26 protein-coding genes are annotated in these 24,704 nt (G+C 54.0%); 10 read left to right on the forward strand and 16 right to left on the reverse strand.

All coding sequences use genetic code 11. The features are described 5' to 3' along the window. Window positions 1-163: 163 nt before the first annotated feature. The 5 genes from pnp (at window position 164) to mtr (ending at window position 6,789) form a co-directional block, all read left to right on the forward strand. On the forward strand, window positions 164-2,296 hold the full coding sequence (gene pnp, locus OGX83_RS04215; protein ID WP_008785911.1) for a polyribonucleotide nucleotidyltransferase: 2,133 nt from the start codon (window positions 164-166) through the stop codon (window positions 2,294-2,296). A gap of 109 nt (window positions 2,297-2,405) precedes the next feature. After that, the gene (nlpI, locus tag OGX83_RS04220; RefSeq protein WP_003024982.1) at window positions 2,406-3,290 is read left to right on the forward strand and encodes a lipoprotein NlpI; all 885 of its coding nucleotides are present in this window, start codon (window positions 2,406-2,408) and stop codon (window positions 3,288-3,290) included. 106 nt (window positions 3,291-3,396) lie between these two features. Next, entirely contained in the window at window positions 3,397-3,477 is an 81-nt protein-coding gene (yrbN, locus tag OGX83_RS04225; protein WP_010723222.1) for a protein YrbN, read from the forward strand. Beyond that, a complete protein-coding gene (locus OGX83_RS04230; RefSeq protein ID WP_003828643.1) occupies window positions 3,470-5,398 on the forward strand; it encodes a DEAD/DEAH family ATP-dependent RNA helicase in 1,929 nt (642 codons plus the stop codon). Before yrbN ends, OGX83_RS04230 begins: the two co-directional genes overlap by 8 nt. A gap of 146 nt (window positions 5,399-5,544) precedes the next feature. Continuing rightward, window positions 5,545-6,789 (forward strand): tryptophan permease, encoded by a 1,245-nt coding sequence (mtr, locus tag OGX83_RS04235; protein WP_003828642.1) that lies wholly within the window; start codon window positions 5,545-5,547, stop codon window positions 6,787-6,789. 88 nt (window positions 6,790-6,877) lie between these two features. Here mtr and OGX83_RS04240 read toward each other — a convergent pair whose 3' ends face one another. The 3 genes from OGX83_RS04240 to ubiU form a co-directional block, all read right to left on the reverse strand. After that, window positions 6,878-7,885 carry a luciferase-like monooxygenase gene (locus OGX83_RS04240; protein ID WP_153752157.1) on the reverse strand — a complete coding sequence of 336 codons (1,008 nt, stop codon included), beginning with the start codon at window positions 7,883-7,885 and terminating at the stop codon, window positions 6,878-6,880. Window positions 7,886-8,063: 178 nt separating this feature from the next. Further along, window positions 8,064-8,942 (reverse strand): U32 family peptidase, encoded by an 879-nt coding sequence (locus OGX83_RS04245; RefSeq protein ID WP_020996351.1) that lies wholly within the window; start codon window positions 8,940-8,942, stop codon window positions 8,064-8,066. Window positions 8,943-8,950: 8 nt separating this feature from the next. Next, a complete protein-coding gene (gene ubiU / locus OGX83_RS04250; RefSeq protein WP_003024971.1) occupies window positions 8,951-9,946 on the reverse strand; it encodes a ubiquinone anaerobic biosynthesis protein UbiU in 996 nt (331 codons plus the stop codon). A 220-nt stretch (window positions 9,947-10,166) separates the two neighbouring features. On the opposite strand from ubiU, the gene ubiT reads away from it, so the two are divergent. Together ubiT and OGX83_RS04260 are read left to right on the forward strand one after the other, a co-directional pair. Next, window positions 10,167-10,691 carry a ubiquinone anaerobic biosynthesis accessory factor UbiT gene (gene ubiT, locus OGX83_RS04255; RefSeq protein ID WP_003828637.1) on the forward strand — a complete coding sequence of 175 codons (525 nt, stop codon included), beginning with the start codon at window positions 10,167-10,169 and terminating at the stop codon, window positions 10,689-10,691. Beyond that, the gene (locus tag OGX83_RS04260; protein WP_008785907.1) at window positions 10,685-11,188 is read left to right on the forward strand and encodes a GNAT family N-acetyltransferase; all 504 of its coding nucleotides are present in this window, start codon (window positions 10,685-10,687) and stop codon (window positions 11,186-11,188) included. Before ubiT ends, OGX83_RS04260 begins: the two co-directional genes overlap by 7 nt. Here OGX83_RS04260 and OGX83_RS04265 read toward each other — a convergent pair. Next, window positions 11,185-11,475, reverse strand: coding sequence for a GIY-YIG nuclease family protein (locus OGX83_RS04265; RefSeq protein ID WP_032945094.1), 291 nt, complete (start codon window positions 11,473-11,475; stop codon window positions 11,185-11,187). The genes OGX83_RS04260 and OGX83_RS04265 overlap by 4 nt on opposite strands. Window positions 11,476-11,527: 52 nt before the next feature. Between OGX83_RS04265 and OGX83_RS04270 the strand changes: the two genes are divergently transcribed. Continuing rightward, a complete protein-coding gene (locus tag OGX83_RS04270) occupies window positions 11,528-11,956 on the forward strand; it encodes a YhbP family protein (RefSeq protein WP_149607307.1) in 429 nt (142 codons plus the stop codon). Window positions 11,957-11,992: 36 nt separating this feature from the next. Then, window positions 11,993-12,628, forward strand: coding sequence for an NAD(P)H-binding protein (locus OGX83_RS04275; protein WP_128611757.1), 636 nt, complete (start codon window positions 11,993-11,995; stop codon window positions 12,626-12,628). Between the two features lie 84 nt (window positions 12,629-12,712). Here the strand turns inward: OGX83_RS04275 and dolP are convergent, their stop codons facing one another. From dolP to OGX83_RS04295, 4 genes are read right to left on the reverse strand one after another with little or no spacing between them, the layout of a single operon-like run. Then, the gene (dolP, locus tag OGX83_RS04280) at window positions 12,713-13,288 is read right to left on the reverse strand and encodes a division/outer membrane stress-associated lipid-binding lipoprotein (RefSeq protein ID WP_008785904.1); all 576 of its coding nucleotides are present in this window, start codon (window positions 13,286-13,288) and stop codon (window positions 12,713-12,715) included. 9 nt (window positions 13,289-13,297) lie between these two features. Then, window positions 13,298-13,888: a DnaA initiator-associating protein DiaA gene (diaA, locus tag OGX83_RS04285; RefSeq protein ID WP_003024948.1), complete on the reverse strand. Its 591-nt coding sequence runs from the start codon at window positions 13,886-13,888 to the stop codon at window positions 13,298-13,300. Window positions 13,889-13,922: 34 nt separating this feature from the next. Continuing rightward, the gene (locus OGX83_RS04290; protein ID WP_003828625.1) at window positions 13,923-14,318 is read right to left on the reverse strand and encodes a YraN family protein; all 396 of its coding nucleotides are present in this window, start codon (window positions 14,316-14,318) and stop codon (window positions 13,923-13,925) included. Continuing rightward, entirely contained in the window at window positions 14,276-16,327 is a 2,052-nt protein-coding gene (locus OGX83_RS04295; RefSeq protein ID WP_100271868.1) for a penicillin-binding protein activator, read from the reverse strand. Before OGX83_RS04295 ends, OGX83_RS04290 begins: the two co-directional genes overlap by 43 nt. A gap of 63 nt (window positions 16,328-16,390) precedes the next feature. Between OGX83_RS04295 and rsmI the strand changes: the two genes are divergently transcribed. Further along, on the forward strand, window positions 16,391-17,254 hold the full coding sequence (gene rsmI / locus OGX83_RS04300) for a 16S rRNA (cytidine(1402)-2'-O)-methyltransferase (protein WP_003024942.1): 864 nt from the start codon (window positions 16,391-16,393) through the stop codon (window positions 17,252-17,254). Window positions 17,255-17,309: 55 nt separating this feature from the next. Here the strand turns inward: rsmI and kbaY are convergent, their stop codons facing one another. From kbaY to kbaZ, 8 genes are all read right to left on the reverse strand, one after another. After that, complete coding sequence (gene kbaY / locus OGX83_RS04305; protein WP_016151042.1) at window positions 17,310-18,191, reverse strand: tagatose-bisphosphate aldolase subunit KbaY; 882 nt, start codon at window positions 18,189-18,191, stop codon at window positions 17,310-17,312. Between the two features lie 12 nt (window positions 18,192-18,203). Next, complete coding sequence (locus tag OGX83_RS04310) at window positions 18,204-19,358, reverse strand: AgaS family sugar isomerase (RefSeq protein WP_008785901.1); 1,155 nt, start codon at window positions 19,356-19,358, stop codon at window positions 18,204-18,206. Between the two features lie 301 nt (window positions 19,359-19,659). Then, complete coding sequence (gene nagA / locus OGX83_RS04315; protein ID WP_286587414.1) at window positions 19,660-20,793, reverse strand: N-acetylglucosamine-6-phosphate deacetylase; 1,134 nt, start codon at window positions 20,791-20,793, stop codon at window positions 19,660-19,662. Next, entirely contained in the window at window positions 20,790-21,224 is a 435-nt protein-coding gene (agaF, locus tag OGX83_RS04320) for a PTS galactosamine/N-acetylgalactosamine transporter subunit IIA (RefSeq protein WP_008785899.1), read from the reverse strand. Before agaF ends, nagA begins: the two co-directional genes overlap by 4 nt. A gap of 16 nt (window positions 21,225-21,240) precedes the next feature. Then, a complete protein-coding gene (agaE, locus tag OGX83_RS04325; protein ID WP_003024929.1) occupies window positions 21,241-22,119 on the reverse strand; it encodes a PTS N-acetylgalactosamine transporter subunit IID in 879 nt (292 codons plus the stop codon). Beyond that, window positions 22,109-22,888, reverse strand: a complete 780-nt coding sequence (agaW, locus tag OGX83_RS04330) for a PTS N-acetylgalactosamine transporter subunit IIC (protein ID WP_003839998.1) — start codon at window positions 22,886-22,888, stop codon at window positions 22,109-22,111. The genes agaE and agaW overlap by 11 nt, the downstream gene beginning before the upstream one ends. A 10-nt stretch (window positions 22,889-22,898) precedes the next feature. Next, window positions 22,899-23,372, reverse strand: coding sequence for a PTS N-acetylgalactosamine transporter subunit IIB (gene agaV, locus OGX83_RS04335; protein ID WP_003024925.1), 474 nt, complete (start codon window positions 23,370-23,372; stop codon window positions 22,899-22,901). 19 nt (window positions 23,373-23,391) lie between these two features. After that, window positions 23,392-24,687, reverse strand: a complete 1,296-nt coding sequence (kbaZ, locus tag OGX83_RS04340) for a tagatose-bisphosphate aldolase subunit KbaZ (RefSeq protein WP_020996349.1) — start codon at window positions 24,685-24,687, stop codon at window positions 23,392-23,394. Window positions 24,688-24,704 lie beyond the last annotated feature (17 nt).

A 24,704-nucleotide genomic window follows, 5' to 3' on the forward strand; every position in this document is an offset into this window, starting at 1 on the left:
GTTGCTATGAATGATCTTCCGTTGCAGAGGTTCGCGCGGCTAATGAGAGGCTTTACTCATGCTTATGGGTTAGGGTTGTCATTAGTCGCGAGGATGCGCAGAAGATCGGGTATTAACGATGGCGCAAAAATGTGCCGTCAAAAAATAGAGAAAGGATATTATTTTGCTTAATCCGATCGTTCGTAAATTCCAGTACGGTCAGCATACCGTTACGCTGGAAACCGGCATGATGGCGCGTCAGGCGACTGCCGCTGTTATGGTTAGCATGGATGACACCGCGGTATTCGTTACCGTTGTTGGTCAGAAAAAAGCGAAACCAGGCCAGGACTTTTTCCCGCTGACCGTTAACTATCAGGAGCGTACCTACGCTGCTGGCCGTATCCCGGGTAGCTTCTTCCGTCGTGAAGGCCGTCCGAGCGAAGGCGAAACCCTGATCGCGCGTCTGATTGACCGCCCGGTTCGCCCGCTGTTCCCGGAAGGCTTCGTTAACGAAGTTCAGGTTATCGCGACCGTTGTTTCCGTTAACCCGCAGGTTAACCCGGACATCGTGGCAATGATTGGTGCATCTGCTGCGCTGACTCTGTCTGGTATCCCATTCAACGGCCCGATCGGTGCTGCACGTGTTGGTTACATCAATGACCAGTACGTACTGAACCCGACTCAGGACGAACTGAAAGAAAGCAAGCTGGACCTGGTTGTTGCAGGTACTGAAGCAGCCGTACTGATGGTTGAATCCGAAGCTGAACTGCTGAGCGAAGATCAGATGCTGGGCGCTGTTGTGTTCGGTCACGAACAGCAGCAGGTTGTGATTCAGGCGATCAACGAGCTGGCGAAAGAAGCTGGCAAACCGCGTTGGGACTGGCAGCCAGAAGCCGTCAACGAAGCGCTGAACGCACGCGTTGCCGCACTGGCGGAAGCTCGCCTGAGCGATGCTTACCGTATCACTGACAAACAAGAGCGTTATGCTCAGGTTGACGTGATCAAATCTGAAACCATCGCGACTCTGGTGGCTGAAGACGAAACCCTGGACGCTAACGAACTGGGTGAAATCCTGCACGCTATCGAGAAAAACGTTGTTCGTAGCCGCGTACTGGCAGGCGAGCCGCGCATCGATGGCCGTGAAAAAGACATGATCCGTGGCCTGGACGTGCGTACTGGCGTTCTGCCGCGTACCCACGGTTCCGCACTGTTCACCCGTGGCGAAACTCAGGCGCTGGTTACTGCGACCCTGGGCACCACTCGTGATGCGCAGAACCTCGACGAACTGATGGGCGAGCGTACTGACAACTTCCTGTTCCACTACAACTTCCCTCCGTACTGCGTAGGTGAAACCGGTATGGTCGGTTCTCCGAAGCGTCGTGAGATTGGTCACGGCCGTCTGGCGAAGCGTGGCGTACTGGCAGTAATGCCGGAACTGGATAAATTCCCGTACACCGTACGTGTGGTTTCTGAAATCACCGAATCTAACGGTTCTTCTTCCATGGCTTCCGTATGTGGTGCTTCCCTGGCGCTGATGGACGCAGGCGTGCCGATCAAAGCAGCCGTTGCGGGTATCGCGATGGGTCTGGTGAAAGAAGGCGACAACTTTGTTGTTCTGTCTGACATCCTGGGCGACGAAGACCACCTGGGCGATATGGACTTCAAAGTGGCGGGTTCCCGCGACGGTATCTCTGCACTGCAGATGGATATCAAAATTGAAGGTATCACCAAAGAAATCATGCAGGTTGCGCTGAACCAGGCTAAAGGTGCGCGTCTGCACATCCTGGGTGTGATGGAACAAGCGATCAACGCTCCGCGTGGCGATATTTCTCAGTTCGCTCCGCGTATCCACACTATCAAGATCAGCCCGGACAAGATCAAAGACGTTATCGGTAAAGGCGGCTCTGTTATCCGTGCTCTGACCGAAGAAACCGGCACCACCATTGAAATCGAAGATGATGGTACCGTGAAGATTGCTGCGACCGACGGTGAGAAAGCGAAATATGCTATCCGTCGTATCGAAGAGATCACCGCAGAGATCGAAGTAGGCCGTATCTACAATGGTAAAGTGACCCGTATCGTTGACTTTGGCGCATTCGTTGCCATCGGTGGCGGTAAAGAAGGTCTGGTACACATCTCTCAGATCGCTGACAAGCGCGTTGAGAAAGTGACCGACTACCTGCAGATGGGCCAGGAAGTACCGGTCAAAGTTCTGGAAGTTGATCGCCAGGGCCGTGTACGTCTGAGCATTAAAGAAGCAACTGAGCAGTCTCAGCCTGCAGGCGAACCGGAAGCTCCGGCAAGCCAGGGCGAGTAAGGTTGCCATTGCCCTCCGTGAAAGCGGAGGGCCTTTAACCCGGCAGGATGCCTTGTTAGCAACCGGGGAACCTGGACGTTCATTCAATCGTTGTCTTCGGGAGTGGGAAATGAAGCCTTTTTTGCGCTGGTGTTTCGTTGCGACAGCACTCACGCTGGCTGGATGCAGTAATTCCGCCTGGCGAAAGAGTGAAGTCCTCGCAGTACCATTGCAACCGACTTTGCAGCAGGAAGTGATTCTGGCACGTATGGAACAAATTCTTGCCAGTCGGGCTTTAACCGATGACGAACGCGCACAGCTTTTATATGAGCGCGGAGTGTTGTATGATAGTCTCGGTCTGAGGGCATTGGCGCGAAATGATTTTTCACAAGCGCTGGCAATCCGACCAGATATGCCTGAAGTATTCAATTACTTAGGTATATATTTAACGCAGGCAGGCAATTTTGATGCTGCCTATGAAGCGTTTGATTCTGTACTTGAGCTTGATCCAACTTACAACTACGCGCACTTAAATCGCGGTATCGCATTGTATTACGGCGGTCGCGACAAGTTAGCGCAAGATGATCTGCTAGCGTTTTATCAAGACGATCCCAATGATCCTTTCCGTAGTCTGTGGCTTTATCTTGCCGAGCAGAAGCTCGATGAGAAGCAGGCTAAAGAAGCGTTGAAGCAACGCTTTGAGAAATCGGATAAAGAGCAATGGGGATGGAACATTGTCGAGTTCTACCTGGGCAACATTAGCGAAGCAACGCTGATGGAACGCCTGAAGGCGGACGCAACGGATAACACCTCGCTCGCTGAGCATCTCAGTGAAACCAACTTCTATTTAGGTAAGTACTACCTAAGTCTGGGGGATTTGGACAACGCTACGGCATTGTTCAAACTGGCGGTGGCTAACAACGTTCATAACTTTGTTGAGCACCGATACGCATTGTTGGAATTATCGCTCCTGGGCCAGGACCAAGATGACCTGGCAGAATCGGACCAGCAATAGCTGACGTACACATCAGCCCGTAATCTTTTTTGATTGCCATCACCTTCACGGGTGAGGGCGTTGTTGTTCGTTAATACACCTACTTTGAGCCGGTTCACACTTTTCAATGAAAATTGCAGATCAATTTCATGATGAGTTATGTAGACTGGCCGCCATTAATTTTGAGGCACACGTACTACATGGCTGAATTCGAAACCACTTTTGCAGATCTGGGCCTGAAGGCTCCTATCCTTGAAGCCCTTAACGATCTGGGTTACGAAAAACCATCTCCAATCCAGGCAGAGTGCATTCCGCATCTGCTGGGCGGCCGCGATGTTCTGGGTATGGCCCAGACAGGTAGCGGCAAAACTGCAGCGTTCTCTTTACCGCTGCTCAACAATCTTGATCCTGAGCTGAAGGCACCTCAGATTCTGGTGCTGGCACCGACCCGCGAACTGGCGGTTCAGGTAGCAGAAGCCATGACGGATTTCTCTAAACACATGCGCGGCGTGAACGTGGTTGCCCTGTACGGCGGCCAGCGTTATGACGTGCAATTACGTGCCCTGCGTCAGGGGCCACAGATCGTCGTCGGTACGCCGGGTCGTCTGCTGGATCACCTGAAGCGCGGTACTCTGGACCTCTCCAAACTGAGCGGTCTGGTACTGGACGAAGCTGACGAAATGCTGCGTATGGGCTTCATCGAAGACGTTGAAACCATCATGGCGCAGATCCCGGAAGGTCATCAGACCGCTCTGTTCTCTGCAACCATGCCGGAAGCGATTCGTCGTATTACCCGCCGCTTTATGAAAGAGCCGCAGGAAGTACGTATTCAGTCCAGCGTTACTACCCGTCCTGACATCAGCCAGAGCTACTGGACTGTGTGGGGCATGCGTAAAAATGAAGCGCTGGTGCGTTTCCTGGAAGCAGAAGACTTTGATGCGGCGATTATCTTCGTACGTACCAAAAATGCGACCCTGGAAGTAGCAGAAGCGCTGGAGCGTAGCGGTTATAGCAGCGCTGCACTGAACGGTGACATGAACCAGTCCCTGCGTGAGCAGACTCTCGAGCGTCTGAAAGATGGCCGCCTGGATATTCTGATTGCAACCGACGTTGCGGCCCGTGGCCTGGACGTTGAGCGTATCAGCCTGGTTGTTAACTACGACATCCCGATGGATTCCGAGTCTTACGTTCACCGTATCGGCCGTACCGGTCGTGCGGGTCGTGCGGGTCGTGCGCTGCTGTTCGTTGAGAACCGCGAGCGTCGTCTGCTGCGTAACATCGAACGCACCATGAAGCTGACTATTCCGGAAGTAGAACTGCCGAACGCAGATCTGCTGGGCAAACGCCGTCTGGAAAAATTCGCTGCTAAAGTTCAGCAGCAGCTGGAAAGCAGCGATCTGGATCAGTACCGTGCTCTGCTGGCGAAAATGCAGCCGGAAGAAGAGCTGGATATCGAAACGCTGGCAGCTGCACTGCTGAAAATGGCTCAGGGCGAACGTCCTCTGATCCTGCCGCCAGATGCGCCGATGCGTCCGAAACGCGAATTCCGCGACCGTGATGACCGTGGTCCGCGCGACCGCAACGATCGTGGCCCTCGTGACCGTAATGACCGTGGTGGTGAAGACCGTCCGCGTCGTGAACGTCGTGATGTTGGTGACATGCAGCTGTACCGCATTGAAGTGGGCCGTGATGACGGTGTTGAAGTTCGTCATATCGTTGGTGCGATTGCTAACGAAGGTGATATCAGCAGCCGTTACATCGGTAACATCAAGCTGTTTGCTTCCCACTCCACCATCGAACTGCCGAAAGGTATGCCGGGCGACGTGCTGCAGCACTTTACCCGTACTCGCATCCTGAACAAGCCGATGAACATGCAGCTGGTTGGCGATGCGGTTCCGCACACCGGTGGTGAGCGTCGTGGCGGTGGTCGTTTCAGCGGTGAGCGTCGTGAAGGCGGTCGCGGTGAAGGTCGTAACTTTAGCGGTGAACGTCGTGAAGGCGGTCGTGGTGATGGTCGTCGTTTCAGCGGCGAACGTCGTGAAGGCAACCGTGGTCCGCGTCGTGACGATTCTTCTGCTCCGCGTCGTGATGACTCTGCTGGTCGTCGTCGTTTCGGCGGTGATGCATAAGCCTTTTAGCTTTATAGCTGTAAAGTAAAATATACGGCCCCGATCTCAACAATCGGGGCTTTTTTTATTTCAATTGTACTCGTGTACTGGTACAGTGCAGCGCATTGAGATGTAGTCACAATATAAATGACTGGAGAGATGGCTAAATGGCAACACTAACCACCACCCAAACGTCACCTTCGCTGCTCGGCGGCGTGGTGATCATCGGCGGCACCATTATTGGCGCGGGGATGTTTTCCCTGCCAGTGGTCATGTCCGGGGCGTGGTTCTTCTGGTCAATGGCAGCGCTGATCTTCACCTGGTTCTGCATGCTGCACTCCGGGCTGATGATCCTTGAAGCTAACCTCAATTACCGTATTGGTTCCAGCTTTGACACCATCACGAAAGATCTGCTGGGCAAAGGCTGGAACGTGGTGAACGGCATCTCGATTGCTTTCGTTCTCTATATTCTGACCTACGCGTATATCTCGGCGAGCGGTTCGATCCTGCATCACACCTTCTCCGAGATGTCGTTGAACGTTCCGGCGCGTGCGGCAGGTCTTGGCTTTGCGTTGCTGGTGGCGTTTGTGGTGTGGTTAAGTACCAAAGCGGTTAGCCGCATGACGGCAATTGTGCTGGGCGCGAAGGTGATTACCTTTTTCCTGACCTTCGGCAGCTTATTGGGACACGTTCAGCCCACAACGTTGTTTAACGTGGCGGAAAGCAATGCTTCGTATACGCCGTACCTGCTGATGACGCTGCCGTTCTGTCTGGCCTCATTCGGCTATCACGGCAACGTCCCGAGCCTGATGAAGTACTACGGCAAAGATCCGAAGACCATCGTTAAGTGTCTGGTGTACGGCACGCTGCTGGCGCTGGTGCTGTATACCGTGTGGTTGCTGGGGACGATGGGTAACATTCCGCGTCCGGAGTTTATCGGTATTGCGCAGCAGGGCGGTAACATTGATGTGCTGGTACAGGCGCTGAGCGGTGTACTAAACAGCCGCAGTCTGGATCTGCTGCTGGTGGTGTTCTCCAACTTTGCGGTGGCGAGTTCATTCCTCGGCGTTACGCTCGGTCTGTTTGACTATCTGGCGGATCTGTTTGGCTTTGATGACTCGGCAATGGGACGTTTCAAAACGGCATTGCTGACGTTTGTCCCACCAATTATCGGTGGCTTGCTGTGGCCGAACGGTTTTCTGTACGCCATTGGCTATGCAGGACTCGCGGCAACCATCTGGGCCGCCATTGTTCCGGCGCTGCTGGCACGTAAATCCCGCGAGCGTTTCGGTAGCCCGAAATTCCGTGTCTGGGGCGGTAAGCCGATGATTGCGCTGATCCTGGTATTCGGTATCGGCAACGCGGTTATCCATATTCTCTCGAGCGTGAATCTGTTGCCTGTATACCAGTAGAACAATTGCCCGGTGGCGCTACGCTTACCGGGCCTAAAGAGATTGAGTAGGCCGGATAAGGCGCAGCCGCCATCCGGCACAAATAGTACTACCCCAATAATTCCTGCTTCACATCCATCGCCAAATCAAACGAATGTAGACGTGCCTGATGATCAAAAATCTGGCCGTTAACCATAATCTCATCAGCCTGGGTTTCACGCAAAATGGCGTCGAGACCATGCCGCACTTTTGCCTTATCACCGACCAGCGACATGCTTAGCGCCTGTTGTACGCCGTACTGCTCAGAAGCGGACCACAGCTGATGCATATTCTCTACCGGCGGCGGTAGCTGGCCGGTTTCGCCACGACGCAGCTTCACAAATGCCTGCTGCATGGAGGTGAAAAGAAACTCGGCGTCGCGATTGCTGTCGGCGGCAATAATGTTGATGCACACCATCGCATACGGTTTTGCCAGCCGCGCCGAGGGTTTGAACTGGGTACGATACAAATGCAGCGCCTGATGCAGCATATCCGGGGCAAAGTGCGAGGCGAAGGCAAACGGCAGACCAAGCTGGGCCGCCAGTTGTGCACTGTACAGGCTGGAGCCTAATAACCAGACCGGGATCTGCTCGCCGTAGCCGGGAACCGGGCGTACATGGGGATTAGGATCGCGGGCGTCGAACCAGTCCACCAGTTCAGCGACGTCGCGTGGGAAGTTATCGATATCACCGCTCATATGGCGGCGCAGTGCGCGCATGGTTGGTTGATCGCTGCCCGGTGCGCGACCAAGCCCGAGATCGATTCGTCCCGGATATAGCGTGTTCAGGGTACCGAACTGCTCGGCGATCACCAGCGGCGAATGGTTAGGCAGCATCACGCCGCCAGACCCGAGATGCAGCGTGGTGGTATTGGCAGCCAGATAACCAATCAGCACTGAGGTTGCTGCGCTGGCGATGCCGGTCATGTTGTGATGTTCCGCCAGCCAATAGCGGTGGTAACCGCGTTTTTCGGCCAGTTGAGCAAGATCAAGCGAGTGTGTGAATGCCTCTTTTGCCGAAGATCCTTCAGGGATCGGCGCCAGATCCAGCACCGAGAACGGAATAGTTTTGTCAGTCATAACGGCTCACTTTGTTACCGGTTAATCTTTTAATTCTGCATTAAAGATTAGCGAATGTTGTTAACAAAGTGAGCTTTATACGGCGGGCATCGAATATAACATGCCCGATGGCGCTGCGCTTATCGGGCCTACGGGATCGCTATTTGTAGGCCCGATAAGGCATTTATGCCGTATCCGGCTAGGCCTGCAGCTCCAGTCCAGCCAGTCGCTTCCAGTAGCCGTTACAGTCACTGTGGGCGGCAAGCGGTAATGGGGCACTGCCATTTTCATTGGCGCGGAAGGCGTCGAGCATGGCGAATGTTTCAGTGCCTGAAGGGGACAGACGCACAATATCAACCAGCCCCTGCATCGATGTCAGTTCGTTGCCGAGGTTGTAAACATAACCGCTCATGGTCTGGATCCCGTTGAGGACAAAGACCTGCTGATTCTCCTGCGACAGCACATCGCGCCCGTTCGGATATTTGATGCAGCAGGTTTCACACTCGTCTTTTGGACGGTCTTCAGAGCGCGCGGTAAAGCAGCGGGCAGAGTACGCCAGCGGCAGATGCCCGTAGCTCAGCACCTCAACTTCAAACTGATTGCGAATACCCAGCTCATCACACTGGTTGAGCAGGTTTGCCAGCCAGTCGCGGGAAAGCTCTACCGGCATACACCAGCGCACCATGCCTTGTTTGAGCAGGATACGCAGGGTAACCGCGTTGTAGCAGTTGAGCGCATGCCCGGCGACAAACGGCAGCTTACGCTCGGCGCACATGTTTACTACGCCGAGATCGCTGGCTTCCAGCAGGAAGTCACCGTTTTCGACATAGCGCTTCAGCTCTCCCAGTTCAGAAGAGGCCTGCACCAGCGCCAGTGTTGACAGCACAACCTGTTTACCGCTGCCAGCGAGCGATTTCGCCATATCGAGCCAGTCGCCCACTTTGGTGGCGCGGCGTTTACTGCATACCGCTTCACCAAGATAGATAACGTCGGCCTGGCTTACGGCAGCCTGCTGATAAAAATCTTCCAGCGTTTCTTTCGGCCAGTACCACAGCACCGGCCCTAAGGAATATTTCATTGCTTCTCTCACTGCCATTTACGGTGATACGCGCCAAGCGTGGTCTGTGTGCCTTCGGACATTGAACCGAGCGTTTCCATCCACGCGGCCTGCGGGACGTAGTTTTGCGGGTCGGCCATACAGCGGTCGATCGCCTGACGCCACACTTTCGCCACCTGACTGACATAGGCCGGGCTGCGCTGACGACCTTCGATTTTCACCGAGGCAATATTGGCTGCCAGTAGTTCCGGCAGCAGCTCCAGCGTGTTCAGGCTGGTGGGTTCTTCCAGCGCATGGTAACGCTCGCCGTCAACCAGATAGCGGCCTTTGCATAGCGTCGGATAACCGGCGTTTTCCCCGTCCTGATAGCGGTCGATCAGCACTTCATTAAGACGGGATTCCAGCCCTTGTTGGGTCTGTTGCCAGCGGACAAAACGAGCAGGCGAGCAGGCACCAACCGTGTTAGGAGACTCACCCGTCAGATAGGACGAAAGATAGCAACGGCCTTCCGCCATAATGCACAGGCTACCGAAGGCGAACACTTCCAGGGGAACTGGCGTGACGCGAGCGAGCTGTTTCACCTGATGAATAGATAGCACGCGCGGCAGCACCACGCGGGCGACGTCAAAGTTGCGATGATAGAAATTAATTGCCTCTTCATTGGTTGCAGATGCCTGAACAGAGACATGGCGCTCAATATGCGGGTAGCGCTCTGCGGCATACTCAAGCATGGCGAGGTCGGCAAGGATCAGCGCGTCTGCACCCAGTTGCGCTGCCATATCAACGGCACGTTGCCAGCGCGCGTAACCATCCGGGTGCGCAAAGGTGTTAATCGCAATGTGCAGCTTACGGCGGTGCTGATGGACAAAACTCACCGCTTCCTGCAATTTTTTCTCGGTAAAATTAAGGCCGGCGAAATGACGGGCGTTGGTATCATCTTTCAGCCCGATGTAGACAGCATCAGCGCCGTTCTCGATGGCCGCCTTAAGCGCCGGTAGGTTTCCGGCAGGGCAGAGCAGCTCCATAATTTATCCTGAACGTTGCGCCGTGATGGGCGCAGAAATGTTAACGAATGGGGATTTTAGTTAACCTTGCTGAGACAATTTTTGATTTGAGGCAGTTAAAGTCGTATTGGTGACACCAATAAAGAGGTAACAATTTCGCATCGAATTGTTGATTTATGCCGCTATGTCGTTTATTTGATATGGCAAAATAGCAGGACTATTGAAACAGGGAGTAAAGCTCGTGTTGGATAAACTGCGTTCACGCTTAGTACAATTTGGTCCTTCTCTGATGAGTGTACCAGTTAAACTGACGCCCTTTGCGCTGAAGCGCCAGGTTCTGGAGCAGGTCCTGAGCTGGCAGTTTAGTCAGGCGCTGGCCGATGGGGAGCTGGAGTTTCTCGAAGGTCGCTGGCTGAGCATTCATGTGCGTGACATTGACCTCAAATGGTATACCTCTGTTGAGAACGATAAACTTATCGTCAGCCAGAATGCAGATGCGGATGTGAGTTTTAGCGCCGATGCCAGCGATCTGCTGATGATCGTGGCCCGCAAGCAGGATCCGGATACGCTTTTCTTCCAGCGTCGTCTGGTGATTGAAGGTGATACAGAATTAGGGCTATACGTAAAAAATCTGATGGATGCCATCGAACTGGAGCAGATGCCTAAAGCGTTGCGCGTCATGCTGATGCAGTTGGCGGATTTTGTTGAGGCGGGGATGAAAACGTCGCCAGAAACCAAACAGACCTCGGTAGGTGAGCCATGCTGATTCGAGTTGAAATTCCCATTGATGCCCCTGGTATTGATGCGCTGCTGCGCCGTTCATTTGAGAGCGATGCGGAAGCGAAATTAGTGCACGACCTGCGTGAAGATGGTTTCTTAACGCTGGGTCTGGTTGCTACCGATGACGAAGGTCAGGTAGTGGGTTACGTCGCGTTCAGCCCAGTCGATGTTCAGGGTGAAGATCTGCAATGGGTCGGCATGGCGCCGCTCGCGGTGGATGAAAACTACCGGGGGCAGGGCCTGGCGCGTCAGCTGGTCTATGAAGGACTCGATTCACTGAACGAGTTTGGCTACGCAGCGGTGGTTACGCTGGGGGATCCGGCCCTGTACAGCCGCTTTGGCTTTGAGCTGGCGGCCCATCATGACCTGCGTTGCCGCTGGCCGGGCACCGAAAGCGCGTTCCAGGTTCATCGCCTGGCGGACGATGCGCTGGATGGCGTGACGGGACTTGTGGAATACCACGACCACTTCAATCGCTTTTAAGCTTCCGGGGTTTGCAGGCTGCTTAGTAGCGCCTCAAACCCTTCGCCTTCGACAAGGCGCTCTTTCTGCCGCTTGGTGAGCTGTTTAACGCGATACTCTATGCGCAGGGCCAGCGAACGGTCGCCGACCTGCGCCGCAAATGCCAACGTGAGTTCCCCCTTTCCGCGTAGCGCCTTCGCGCCTTTCCCACTTTGATGCTGCTTATAGCGACGCTGCACATCGGTGGTTATTCCGGTGTATAAGGCGTTGTCAGCGGTACGGATCAGGTACAGATACCAGGGTGTCATTGTTACCATCGACGTGATAATTTTCAGGCCTACAGTATAAAAGAGAACAGAAATGGAAACACTGACTGCGGTGTCTCGCTGGCTGGCAAAACAGCATGTCGTGACCTGGTGCGTACACCATGAAGGTGAATTGTGGTGCGCCAATGCGTTTTACCTGTTTGATGCGCAGAAGATGGTGTTCTATGTGCTGACCGAAGAGAAAACGCGCCATGCGCAGATGTCCGGACCCCGCGCGCCGATTGCCGGTACGGTAAACGGTCAGCCTAAAACCGTCGCTCTGATTCGGGGCGTACAGTTTAAAGGGGAAATCCGGCGTCTTGAAGGGCAGGAGAGCGAAGACGCGCGTAAAGTCTACAACCGTCGTTTCCCCGTTGCCAGAATGCTGCCAGCGCCCGTATGGGAGATTCGACTGGATGAAGTCAAATTCACGGACAACACGCTGGGCTTTGGTAAAAAGATGCATTGGTTACGTGATCTATAGTTAGAACAGTGATTGAAGACCTGGGGAAGATAAGCGATGAGTCAGGTGTTAATAACGGGAGCCACGGGGCTGGTGGGCGGACATTTGCTGCGTATGCTGCTCAATGAACCCCGGGTCAATGCCATCACGGCACCAACGCGTCGACCGCTGGCAGATACGGTTGGTATCTATAACCCCCATGATCCGCAGCTAACCGATGCTCTGGCACAGGTCACCGATCCGGTCGATATTGTCTTTTGTTGTTTGGGGACTACCCGGCGTGAAGCGGGCAGCAAAGAGGCGTTTATCCATGCTGACTATACGCTGGTGGTAGATACGGCCCTGACGGGACGTAGGTTAGGCGCCCAGCATATGCTGGCGGTGAGTTCGATGGGCGCCAATGCGAATTCACCGTTTTTTTATAATCGGGTGAAAGGTGAAATGGAGCAGGCGCTGATCGCGCAGAATTGGCCACGGCTGACGATTGTCCGGCCTTCAATGCTACTGGGTGATAGGGACAAACAGCGGACGAATGAGATGTTTTTAGCGCCGTTGTTCAGGCTGCTGCCGGGTAACTGGAAGTCGATTGAAGCGCGCGATGTTGCTCGGGCAATGCTGGTAGAAGCGCTGGCGCCTGGGCATGAAGGGGTTTCGATCCTGACCTCTTCCGAGCTACGCGAAAGGGCTAAATAAAAAAATGCCGAATGGCGCTGACGCTTATCCGGCCTACAAACGATTACGTTCTGTAGGACGGATAAGATGCCATCTACAGGCGTGTTACTTAATAAACGTAAAGGCTGTCGTGACGCGTTTCACGCCGCTTACCCGGCTGGCGATATCCGCCGCCGCCTTCGCTTCACGCTCGGTCACCAGACCTAACAGGAACACTTCTCCGTTCTCAGTCGTTACTTTCACATTAGAGGATTTCACCTGATCGCTGGTCAGTAACTGGGAACGTACTTTGGTGGTTATCCAGGTATCGTTGGACGCATCGCCCAGACCGATTGGCTGGCCCTGACGGATCTCATTAAAGACCTCAGTCGTACCTTCTACGCCCATCGCAATCTGTTTTGCTCGCGCAGACAGTTCGCTATTCGGCGACTGGCCGACCAGCAGCACTTTACCCTGATATGCGCTCACGTTGATTCGCGCTTCTTTCTTGATCTGGGCATCTTTCGACAATGCCGTATTGACGCGTAATTCCAGGGTACTGTCATCAACCTGGGTGCCGACACTACGAGGATCCGTCGCGGCTTTAGTCCCGACAGCTGCAGTTCCAACAACGGCGGCAGCGACACAGCCTTGCAGCAGCAGTGCAGCGATAATCACAGCAAGCGGCGAAAATGCCTTCATGTGTACTCCTTAATCATCCTGGTGAGGGAAAAGCGTGTTATCGATAAGATCGCAAAGGCAGTTGACCGTCAGCATGTGCATTTCCTGAACGCGGGCGCTGTGGTGTGAGGGAATACGGATTTCAACATCCTGTGGCCCCAGCAATCCGGCCAGTTCCCCTCCGTCATACCCGGTCAGCGCGACGATTGTCATGTCGCGTGTCACGGCGGCTTCAACGGCTTTTACGATATCGCGGCTATTACCACGCGTAGAGATTGCCAGCAGAACATCACCTGCATGTCCCAGCGCACGGACTTGTTTTGCATAAACTTCGTCGTGCAGGCGATCGTTGGCAATCGCAGTTAAGACCACATTATCAGTGTTTAGTGCAATCGCAGGTAAACTTGGGCGTTCTGTTTCAAAACGATTGATCATGCTGGCAGCAAAATGCTGTGCGTTGGCAGCGGACGTCCCATTACCACAACAGAGAATTTTGTTGCCATTGAGCAGGGACTGAACCAGCGTCATGGCGGCACGGGAGATTGCATCCGGAAGTGCTTCAGCCGCAGCTATCTGAGTTTGAATGCTTTCTGTAAAGCAGACTTTAATTCTATCTAACACGCTAATCCTTAAGAACCAGGCTCTGAATCTTCAACTATGAGCGGTCGTTGAACGCGTCCTTAAACCACTCAACATCATTTCCGGTGAAGGCTAACACATCGAACCGGCAATCCACAGTATCAAAACTCCCATTGTGGCGCGCAAGCCACAAGCGGGCGGTCTGTAATAATTTGTGTTGTTTGCTCCGGGTCACACTCGCCGCCGCACCGCCGAACTGTGCTGAGCGTCGGTAGCGAACCTCAACAAATACGGTGGTGTTGCCTTCACGCATTATCAGGTCGATTTCGCCACCACGTTCACGCACGTTGGCGGCGATAAAATGCAGTCCCTTGCTCAGCAGCCAGTCACGCGCGGTGGATTCCCACGCGTCACCGGTCTGTTTACTCGTTAACTGGCGGGGACGACTTGTCCTTGCTGGTATTTGAGCCATGATAACTTCCTGTTAATCACACAATCCTGCGTTGCGGTTAAGGCCCCGGTATTGCCGTTAATTTCGAAACCCTGCACCTGACGCATTTGCGAGAAGTGGTTGGCAAGCGACCAGGCATCGACACCCATGGCATACATACGCGCTAGCGAGTAGTCGTTACGAACCGCGCCAAGCGCCTGCTGCATAAGAGGCGCATTAGCGCCTGCCAGCATCGGAATTTCGCTGTACTGCAAACCTTCCATCTCCAGACGGAAATCCGGGCCGGCAGTGCCCTGCGCACTACGAGAACTGGCGTACAGCGTTGCTCCGCTCTGGCTGCCGTTGCGCATGGCGATCATCGGCTTAATAAATGCAATTTCTTCCGGCGTCGCCAGAATATACACGGCATCAACACGACCGCTGCCGCCGGTGATTTGCGCATCGGTAGGTGCTGCCGGGATGGTCAGACCGCCAATCGTCACGCCGGGTTGGGCTGGCACAGAGGAGGCCACAGGGCTGCCTGTCAGGGAAATCCCTGAGCCGCCGTTGACGCCCATTTTCAGTTCAGCGGTGGAGCCGAACTTCTGCTGCAATACCACGCCGCCACCCAGTTTTTGCCATTCCTGTGCAAAGGCGTTGGCAACGCGATCGCCTAATGAACTCCGTGGAATCAACAACAGCGGCGTCTGTTTTCCCTGATCGCGGATGTGGCGTGCGGCGTCGCGCGCTTCATCTTCTGGCGACAGGGCGAAGTAGCAGACGTTCGGCAGATTTTTCACCGACTCCGGCTGGTTAAGCGCCAGGACGTTCAATGGCGTGTTGCTTTTCATCAGCTCTTCAACATTGTTCTTCAACAGTGGGCCAACCACGATGCTGGCGCCATCCTGCTGAACCTGAGTCAGGATCTGGTTCAGCGGCTGTGATGAAGTGTCGTAGATTTTCAGCTCAGCGGATGGATTCGCCGGTGCGCTGGCGGTTGTTGGCTGAGCGGGTGCTGCGGGCTGCACAGCAGGGGTTTCTGGCTGAGCCGGCGTCTCGTTGGTCAGATCGCTTACTGACGCCTGAGACGGGCTGGCAACGCCGTCAGTCGTTTGCGGCTGTTCTGTGGTGGTCGCGGCAGCTGGAACTGCGGCAGGTGCGACAGCAACAGGGGCTGCGACAGGTTGAGTGCCCATGTTTTTCGCAGCTTCAAAGCCTTGCTGAATAGTACGGCCAAATACAGCGGCCTGACCGTTCAGTGGTAACAGCAGGGCGATTTTGCTGGTGGAGGCGGGCTTAAAGCTCTGCACGTTAACCAACTGTGTTGGTAACAGTTTTGCTCCTGGGTTTTGCGGATAACGTTTCTGCCAGTCCGCAATACCAGCTTTCATCATGTCCGGATCGTTACGGTTATCGAACCAGACGCGCTGGAGATCCAGCCAGCCTTGCAGCACGTTTTCATCAGCATTGATGACCAGCGCTTGCGCTTGCTCCTGGGTCATGGACGACAGCGCCTGCCAGGTGGCGTCCATATTTTTCTGCTTAGCATTCGCGGCCAGCAGCGGTTCCTGCGCGATCAGGGCGCGCAGCAGCGTCAGAGATGGGCGACCCTGGTTGACGTCGATTTGCGCCTGCCAGTAGCGTGCCTGTTGGTTTTGATCGAAATCGGCGGGAGTTAACTTATCCAGCAGGGCCTGTGCGCCAGCGACATCTTTCTGCGCGAGCTTAATCTCGACGGCCAACAGTGACTGCTCACGCTGCTGGGTATCGCTTAGCTTCTGCGGTAGCTGGTTAAACAGTTCGATAGCCTGCTGGCTCTTGCCTTCTTTCAGCAGTGCACGAATGGCGAGTAATTGCCAGTTGGTCTTGCTATCATCTGAGCTTTGCTGCATTTGTTGCAGATAAAAGCCGGAATCAGCCTGCGCAGTGCCCTGCATATGGGCTGCACTCTGGTCTGGCGCCTGGGTGCCACAGCCTGCGAAAATCAGTGCTGCCAGAATGACTGGTAGCGCGCGTGCGGCTTTCAAACGAGAAAATGTTGAGGGTACCATACTGTATCCAGTGATATTTTTTTACTCAATGCTCAATATTAAATCGGCAATACGGACGACACAATGAAACAACACGAATCGGCGGATAATTCTCAAGGCCAACTCTTTATTGTACCTACTCCTATAGGAAATTTGGCTGATATTACCCAACGAGCGCTCGAAGTTTTACAAGCCGTTGATTTGATTGCCGCTGAAGACACTCGTCATACAGGATTATTGTTACAACACTTCGCGATTAACGCGCGTCTGTTCGCGCTACATGACCATAACGAGCAGCAAAAGGCTGAAACGCTGGTCGCGAAGCTCAAAGAAGGACAAAACATTGCGCTGGTTTCCGATGCCGGAACGCCGCTGATTAACGATCCTGGCTACCATCTGGTGCGTACCTGTCGTGAAGCGGGGATCCGCGTTGTTCCCCTGCCAGGTCCTTGTGCGGCGATTGCTGCCCTGAGCGCTGCAGGTCTACCTTCAGACCGTTTTTGCTATGAAGGATTTCTGCCTGCCAAATCGAAAGGGCGTCGTGATGCGATGAAAGCCATTGAGGCCGAGCCACGTACGCTTATTTTTTATGAATCTACCCACCGCTTGCTGGATAGCCTGGAAGACATGGTTGCCGTCTGGGGCGAATCCCGTTACGTGGTACTGGCGCGCGAGCTGACCAAAACCTGGGAAACTATTCACGGCGCACCGGTTGGCGAACTGCTGGCGTGGGTCAAGGAAGATGAAAACCGTCGTAAGGGCGAAATGGTGCTGATTGTCGAAGGGCATAAAGCGCAAGAAGATGACCTCCCGGCTGATGCGCTGCGTACGCTGGCCTTATTGCAGGCAGAACTGCCGCTGAAAAAGGCCGCCGCGCTGGCTGCTGAAATCCATGGCGTGAAAAAGAATGCGTTGTATAAGCACGCGCTGGAACAGCAGGGAGAGTAAGCCCGATTGCTGATGGCCAAACCGACAAGGGTATGGCCATTAGCTAACACAGTGCTTAAGACTGAGCGGCAGTTTCACTGATTAATAAGCGGTTTGCTGACCCGCATACAGTGATTTTGCTACGCACCACTTCTTTCATCGCATCCATACCGACCCGCATGTAATAGCGAGGATCGTTGCCCTGCGGATTCTCCGCAAACCACGCTTTGACCGCATCGGCAAAAGCGATTTTCAGTTCGGTCGCGACGTTAACTTTGCAAACGCCAAGCTCGATCGTGCGGCGGACGTATTCGTCAGGGACATCGCTTGCGCCATGTAGCACCAGCGGAACGTCGACTACCTCACGAATTTCACCCAGCCGCTGGAAATCGATTTTGGGCGTCTTGGTGTACAAACCGTGTGCTGTGCCGATGGCAACAGCAAGGCTATCTACGCCAGTACGCTCAACAAACCGTTTAGCTTCTTGTGGATCGGTGAGGAAGGCGCTTTCTGCATCCACACTCATATCATCTTCTACGCCACCGAGGCGACCCAGCTCAGCTTCCACGCTGCAATCTTTGGCATGGCAAAAATCCACAACGGATTTCACCAGCTTCACGTTTTCTTCAAACGGAAAGTGGCTGCCGTCAATCATTGCGCTGCGCACTCCTGCATTCACTTTACGACGAATGTCGTCCAGCGACTCATGGTGATCGAGGTGCAGCGCCAGCGGTATACCGTAGCTGGTGGAATAAGCGCTGCACAGCGCGTAGATCTCTTCCAGCGCGATATGCTTAAAGGTACCCGGCGTTCCTGCCAGGATCACCGGCGATTGCATTTCATAGCACACTTCAAGGATCGCCTGGATCGTCTCGGCGTTATGAATGTTAAAGGCAGGTACGGCATAACCCTTTTTTTGGGCATCCAGCAGGAGGTATTTCGTGGAAATAATGCTCATAAAACGATCCTTTTAGGCGTTCCAGGGATGAATAACAACGCCCTGTACAACGCGGTTCACAGTGCCGCTGGCAGAAGGCGTATCCGGTGTATTGCCGATATTGATGGATTGCGTCAAAGCAAAAACCTGGGCGTAGATCAGGAAGCAGAACGCCAATTCCATATCGATGAAAGAGCGTGCTGGTGGCAGCAGAATATGTGGGCCTGCTTCAATCACCTCATGGGTTTGTGCGGCAATCGCGACAACCCGCAATGCCTGCCGATCGCGGCGTAACTCTGCCAGCAGATCGAGATCGTATTGACGTGTATACGGATGGCTGGAAACAAAGACCACTACCAGCGTTTCGTTATCAACCAGCGACTTTGGACCGTGACGAAAGCCTGTCGGGGAGTCATAGAATGCGGCCAGTTTGCCTGCAGTCAGCTCCAGGACTTTCAGTGCCGATTCCCGCGCTGCTCCCTGTAATCCACCGCTACCGAGGTAAACGATCCGTTTCCAGGGTTCATTGCCAAATACACCGTCGCTGAAATCGCCCAGCGAAGTCAGAATCGTCTGGCACCGATCGGCCACGTCACGGAAGGTCTGGCTGTTGATTTTCTCTGGGGCAAATACTGCCAGGCAGCTGGCCATCATGGTGGTAATGCTGCTGGTCATCGCGAAGCCACGGTCATGTGTCTCTGCGGGCATTAACAGAGCAAAGGCATTGTCGCTTGCAACTGCGTTTTGATAGAGGCTACCTGCTTCGTTGCAGGTGATCGGCAGGTGATAACACTCAGGCACAAACTGATTAGCCAGTTCCACTGCCGCAACGCTTTCAGGGCTGTTACCTGAGCGAGCGAAAGAAATGAGCAGCAGCGGATGTGCGGGATTCAGGTAATCCATCGGATTGGTGACCAGATCGGTGGTCGGCACAGCGCTGATGTTTTTACCGGTATAGCTTGCCAGCCAGGGGGCGATGATGTCGCCAATGAATGCTGATGTTCCAGCCCCGGTCAGTATGATCCGCAGATCGTTTTTGCGCAGTAATGGTGCGAGAAAGCTGTCAATGGCAGATCGAATGTTGTCGATATTCGTAAGGGAACGGATCCAACTGGCAGGTTGTTGACGGATCTCTTCTTCGGTCCAGGTGCCCGTTACCGCGGTAACAGGGGTATAGGTTTCTGGCATAACTTAAGTCCTTAGTCTTGTAAATTCCACATAAGACGCTGGCGAGAATGTCGCTATCTTTCGTTTCGTTTCACTTGTTCATCTTGTCGATTGATTAAAATCTATAGGAAAGAAATCGAAAGAGCAATAATCCAAAAGGAAATAAAACGAAATTTGTGATCGTGAGAACGAAAGGTGTGGTTATCTTATTGATCTATAAGAAGTAGGCTTGTTGTAGGATGGTTAGGTATTTACTCAAGCGAAAGGAAAAGAAAGGCCTTGCGATCGAAGACCGCAGGCCAACACGAGACAAAATGAAAGGTCAAAGGGGGAGAGCCTGACCCTGAATCCAGATCTGTTGTAAATGCAGCCCGCTATTAAGCGCGATCGCGTCGGCCCGTTTTCCCACTGCTAGCGATCCCAGTTGGCGATCGATACCCAACAGACGTGCGGGGTGGAGAGAGGCCATATGAATTGCCTCTTCTGCCGTTATCCCGGTGAGCTTGACCATATTACGTACGGCGGCATCAACCGAGAGCGTGCTACCAGCCAGGCCACCGGAAGCGGTACGCACAATACCACTGTGCATTTCTACTTCCTCACCGCAGAGCGTATAGCGCCCGTCTGGCATTCCTGCAGCCTGCATGGCATCGGTGATCAGCACCAGCCTGTCTTTGGCGCAACAGCAGCAGAGCTTCATGGCCGCCGGGTGGACATGGTGTCCGTCAGCGATAAGTTCCAGCCAGGCGCGAGAGTCGGTTAATCCTGCGCCAACCATGCCTGGCTCCCGATGATGTAAGCCGGTCATACCGTTGTAGCAGTGAACCAGTCCGTCAGCGCCGGCGTCAAAGGCCGCGCGGGTTTGTTCCCAGGTCGCTGCGCTGTGTCCCAGCATCACCCGTACGTTGCGCTGCTTCAGATGTTCGATGGCCTGCAATGCACCGGGTTTTTCTGGTGCCAGCGCAACGATGCGCAATGTTTGCTGGGAAATCGCAATTAGTTCATCCAGTTCACTGAGTTCCAGTTCTCTGAAAAGCTCAGGCGGGTGCGCCCCTTTGTTCTGCGGCGTAAAGTATGGGCCTTCAAGATAACTGCCCAGCACCTGTGCGCCGGGCCCTCCGGAATGGTAGCGATGGGCGATACGCTCAAGCGCCTTGTGAATATCCGGTAATGGAGCGGTGACGGTAGTGGGTAGCCAGTTGGCTACCCCTTCACGCGCTTTGTGCATCGCCAGTTTGTCGAGCGTATCCGGTGCTTCATCCATCACATCGGCACCCGCGCCCCCGTGTACGTGGGTATCAATGTATGCCGGACAGAGCAGTTCAGCATCCCGGACCATAACGCCGGAAGGAATTGGCTCAATTGCCGCAATGATACCGTCTTCAACATGCAATTGATGATCGTCCAGCCAGCCCTGTTCGGTCAGTAGACGTCTGGCGCGCAGTAGCAGTGTCATATCCCTTCCTCAACGGGCTTTTCCTCACGGCAGCGTCCCAGCTCGTCCACCAGGCTGGTTAAACCCCGGTGCCCGCACTCCAGCGCCTGCAAACGAAACGCTTCGCTGCTCAGGTCGTCGCGCTCCAGCACCATCTCCAGTAGCAGTTGTAGATTGGTACCGGTGATCACTTCGGTACCTTGCCTTTGCATGGCTAGTGTGGAAGCGACGCGAAATGGTGTTCCGCCCAACAAATCAGTCAGAAACACGATGTCTTGCTGCGCATCCAGTTCACCCACCGCCTGTTCAAGTTGTGAGGTGAGCAAGGCAGTGGTTGAGGTTTCCGGAAAGTCGATGGCAATGAACTGAGTCTGCTCACCCAGAATCTGTTTCATCGCTTTTTCCATTCCGCTGGCAAACCCGCCATGACCCGTCAAAATAATACCTAACATCTACAACCCCTTATATTTACAGGAAATGACAGAACTTACCTACGACGCCGAGCACCACGGTAATGGCGATAAGGCGCAGAGGACTCCAGCCACGGCGGACCAGCCAGAACATGGTTAATGTGTAGACCAGCGGTAAAAAAGCAGGCATCAGCTTGTCTATCACGTCTGTTTGCAGTTTCACTACCGCATCGCCAGCAGTGATTTCCAGCGTAGTGCTCAGGCGAACATAGGTCGCTACCAGCGCACCAATCACCGTCATCCCAACGATGGATGCCGCATGTCCAACCTTTTTGGTGTTAGCTTTAATCAGCGGAATGGCAGCAACGCCCATTCGATAAGCATAGTGTGCCAGCCCAAAGCGCAGACCAAGATGAACCACGTTGAACATAACAATAAAGACAACTGCGCCAAGAATAGAGCCTTGCAGCGCCAGGCTGGCCCCGATACCGCCGCAAATAGGCAGTAACGTTAACCAGAACATGGCATCGCCGATACCGCCAAGCGGCGCACCCACGGCAATCTTGGTGCTTTGAATACTGTTCACATCCTGCTTGGAGCGTTCCATCGCCAGGATAATCCCGATAACAAACGTGACCAGGAACGGGTGCGTGTTGAAGAAGCCCATATGGCCTTTCATCGAACGCGCCAGATCGCGCTTATTGGTATGGATCTTTTTCAGAGCAGGTAACAGGCCGTACAGCCATCCTGATGCCTGCATACGTTCGTAGTTAAAAGAGGCCTGCAACAGCATTGAACGCCAGGCAACACGGTTGATATCTTTTTTCGTCAGCTCGGCACCGATATTCTGGTCTTCGTAGACGTTTTCATTGGTGCCGGACAGCAGCGTTTCTTCGGTTTCGGAAACGTTCGGCAGAGCAGTTTGATTAGATGCCATCTTCGAATTCCTCTTTTTGTGCTGCGGGAGCTGTAGGTTCAGGTGATTTACGCAGAAAATCGATCAGCGCCATTGCCAGTGCTGCGGCGGCGATCGCCAGCACAGGGAGTTTGAGCCAGGCTGCGGCTACAAAACCCAGGATGAAGTAGGGGATATAGACGTTTTTCATCATGATTTTCAGCAGTACGGCGAAGCCGATAGCTGGCATGATGCCGCCTGCCACACCCAGGCCGTCAATCAGACGCGTCGGCAGAACATCTATCGCGGTTTTGGCATGTTCCGCGCCAAAGTAAATCGGCAGGAACGCGCATAAGAAGTAGAAGGTCCCCAACGCGAGCAACGCCAGATAGTTGACCCTCTCAATCCCGGCGGTATCGGCATTCGCTGCCATGCGATCGCAGCGAGCCATCACCCCGGACATCACAGAGAACAGGAAGGTAATCCCCATCTGTACTGCTACAGCGAACGGTACCGCCACACCTACGGCAACTTCAGGTTTCACTCCGGTCGTTATGGCAAACGTGGTTCCCACGATAGTGCCGATAATCACGTTTGGCGGTTGAGCTCCCGCCAGTGGGGCAAGACCCATCCACACCAGTTCCAGCGTACCACCTGTTAAAATACCGGTATGCAGGTCGCCCAGAATCAGGCCGACCAGCGGCCCGAGAACAACCGGGCGGTGCATGTGCGTTAACCCGTTGAACATATCCAGGCCTGCAATAAAGGCGAGAATACCCAACGCAAAAGCCTGCAACAGACTGATTTCCATTGTGAATCCCTCAGAGAAGTTTATAGAGGTCCTGGGCGGGTTCTGTTGGAACGCCCTGAACGAAGCATTCCACTCCAGCGGCTTTAAGCCCGTTGAACGCCGTAATATCGGCAGCGTCTACAGAAACCGTTTTGGCGATTTGTTGCTTGCCGTTGGCGTAGTGCATATTGCCAACGTTGATACGGTTAACAGGAACACCGCCTTCGACCAGACGGAAGAAATCCGCAGGCGATTTGCAGACCAGCAGAATTTTCTGGCGATCGGCGGCACGGTGAATATTGTCGATCACTTTTTGTAGTGACCAGAAGCGTACGGCGATCCCTTCTGCCAGTACCATTTCCATCAGGTTTTGCTGCACTGGATCTTCAGCCACCTCATCATTAGCGACCAGCACCAGGTTTGCCCCCGCAAACCCGACCCATTGCACACCAACCTGACCGTGAATCAGACGTTCATCAATGCGACTTAATACAATGTTTGGCATGGTATTTTTCTCTTTTTTGTTATGCGTTACGATCTGGAGCACCCAGGCAGGCGCAGTGATATTGCTGCAGTATGTCCTGAATATGGTTAATGATGAGTTCTCGCGGCGTGGCGCTGAGATCTCCCTCGCGCACTTTTACGTACTGCAAGGGTAAATACTGGCTAATCAGCGGTAGTGGAATGGGGTCGTCCGCCAGGTTACGTACCAGACGTTCAAATGCTTCATCAATCTGGCTGTCCGGCCAGTAGTAACGAACCCGATCAGAGTAGCTGTATCCACGGGCCAGACGGCGTGCGTTGCCATCACCGTGATAATGGCTCTGCCAGTACTCTGGTCTATCAAGCATTACGCTTTCCAGCACATGTCGCAGGCCTGAGCTGGCTTTTGCAGGCAGCAATTCTTCTTCAATGGCAGCTAACGAAAACAGCGCTTCGCGCAGGGCGAAGGTAAGCGCGGGTCCCACTTTCAGAATAGCGAAGTGGTCTATCACCAGTTGGCGCAAGGACTGTGGCGTTTGGTAATCGGTAGAATGCGCTTCAAAAACCAGCGTGTCGTAGTCTTCCACCATTTTGCTGAGTGCCACGGCTTTCTGCGGTTGATAATCAATGATGTGCGTGTGGTCGAATTCAACGCCAGGTTGCACGACCAGGGCGATAATACGTGCCCATATACCTTCCAGCCCGCGCTTTTCAAAGGCGTGATAGTGGGCCTGCAGCGTTGCACGTGCGGCATCCGGCGTTGTTACCGCCAGTTCGGTTAACGCTTCGTGTGCGCCACCAGGAACCGGAACTTCTGTGCCAATCACATAGACCAGGTCAGACTCGCCAAAATGTGCCATACAGGTTTCTTCGGCGACTTTGGCCAGGCGTGCGGCGCGCTCAGCGACGATTTCATCCGTCAGTGGAACCGGGTCGTTGGCACAAGACATGCTGCAATCGAGGTGGATTTTTTTAAAGCCTGCGGCGACATAGCTCTTGATCAGATCGTCAGCATTGGCCATTGCCTGTTCCGCAGGCAGATTTTGCCAACGGTTTGGCCCGAGATGGTCTCCGCCGAGAATCAGCATATCCTGAGAAAAATCAAGCGAGTCGGCTAATCGGCAGACAAAACTGCGAAAATCGGCTGGTGTCATACCTGTATAGCCACCAAACTGGTCAACCTGATTAGAGGTTGCTTCGATCAACAGCGGTGTATGGTTTGCATGGGCGTAGCGTATTGCGGCTTCCAGTACGATTGGATGCGCGGAACAAACGGCATAAATCCCGTTTGCCTTCCCCCGTTTATGCTGCTCGACCATTTTAGTTAGATGTTTCACTTTCCTCTCCAGGTCAG

This window comes from Citrobacter sp. Cpo074 (assembly GCF_030332745.1).
Classification (GTDB): domain Bacteria; phylum Pseudomonadota; class Gammaproteobacteria; order Enterobacterales; family Enterobacteriaceae; genus Citrobacter; species Citrobacter portucalensis.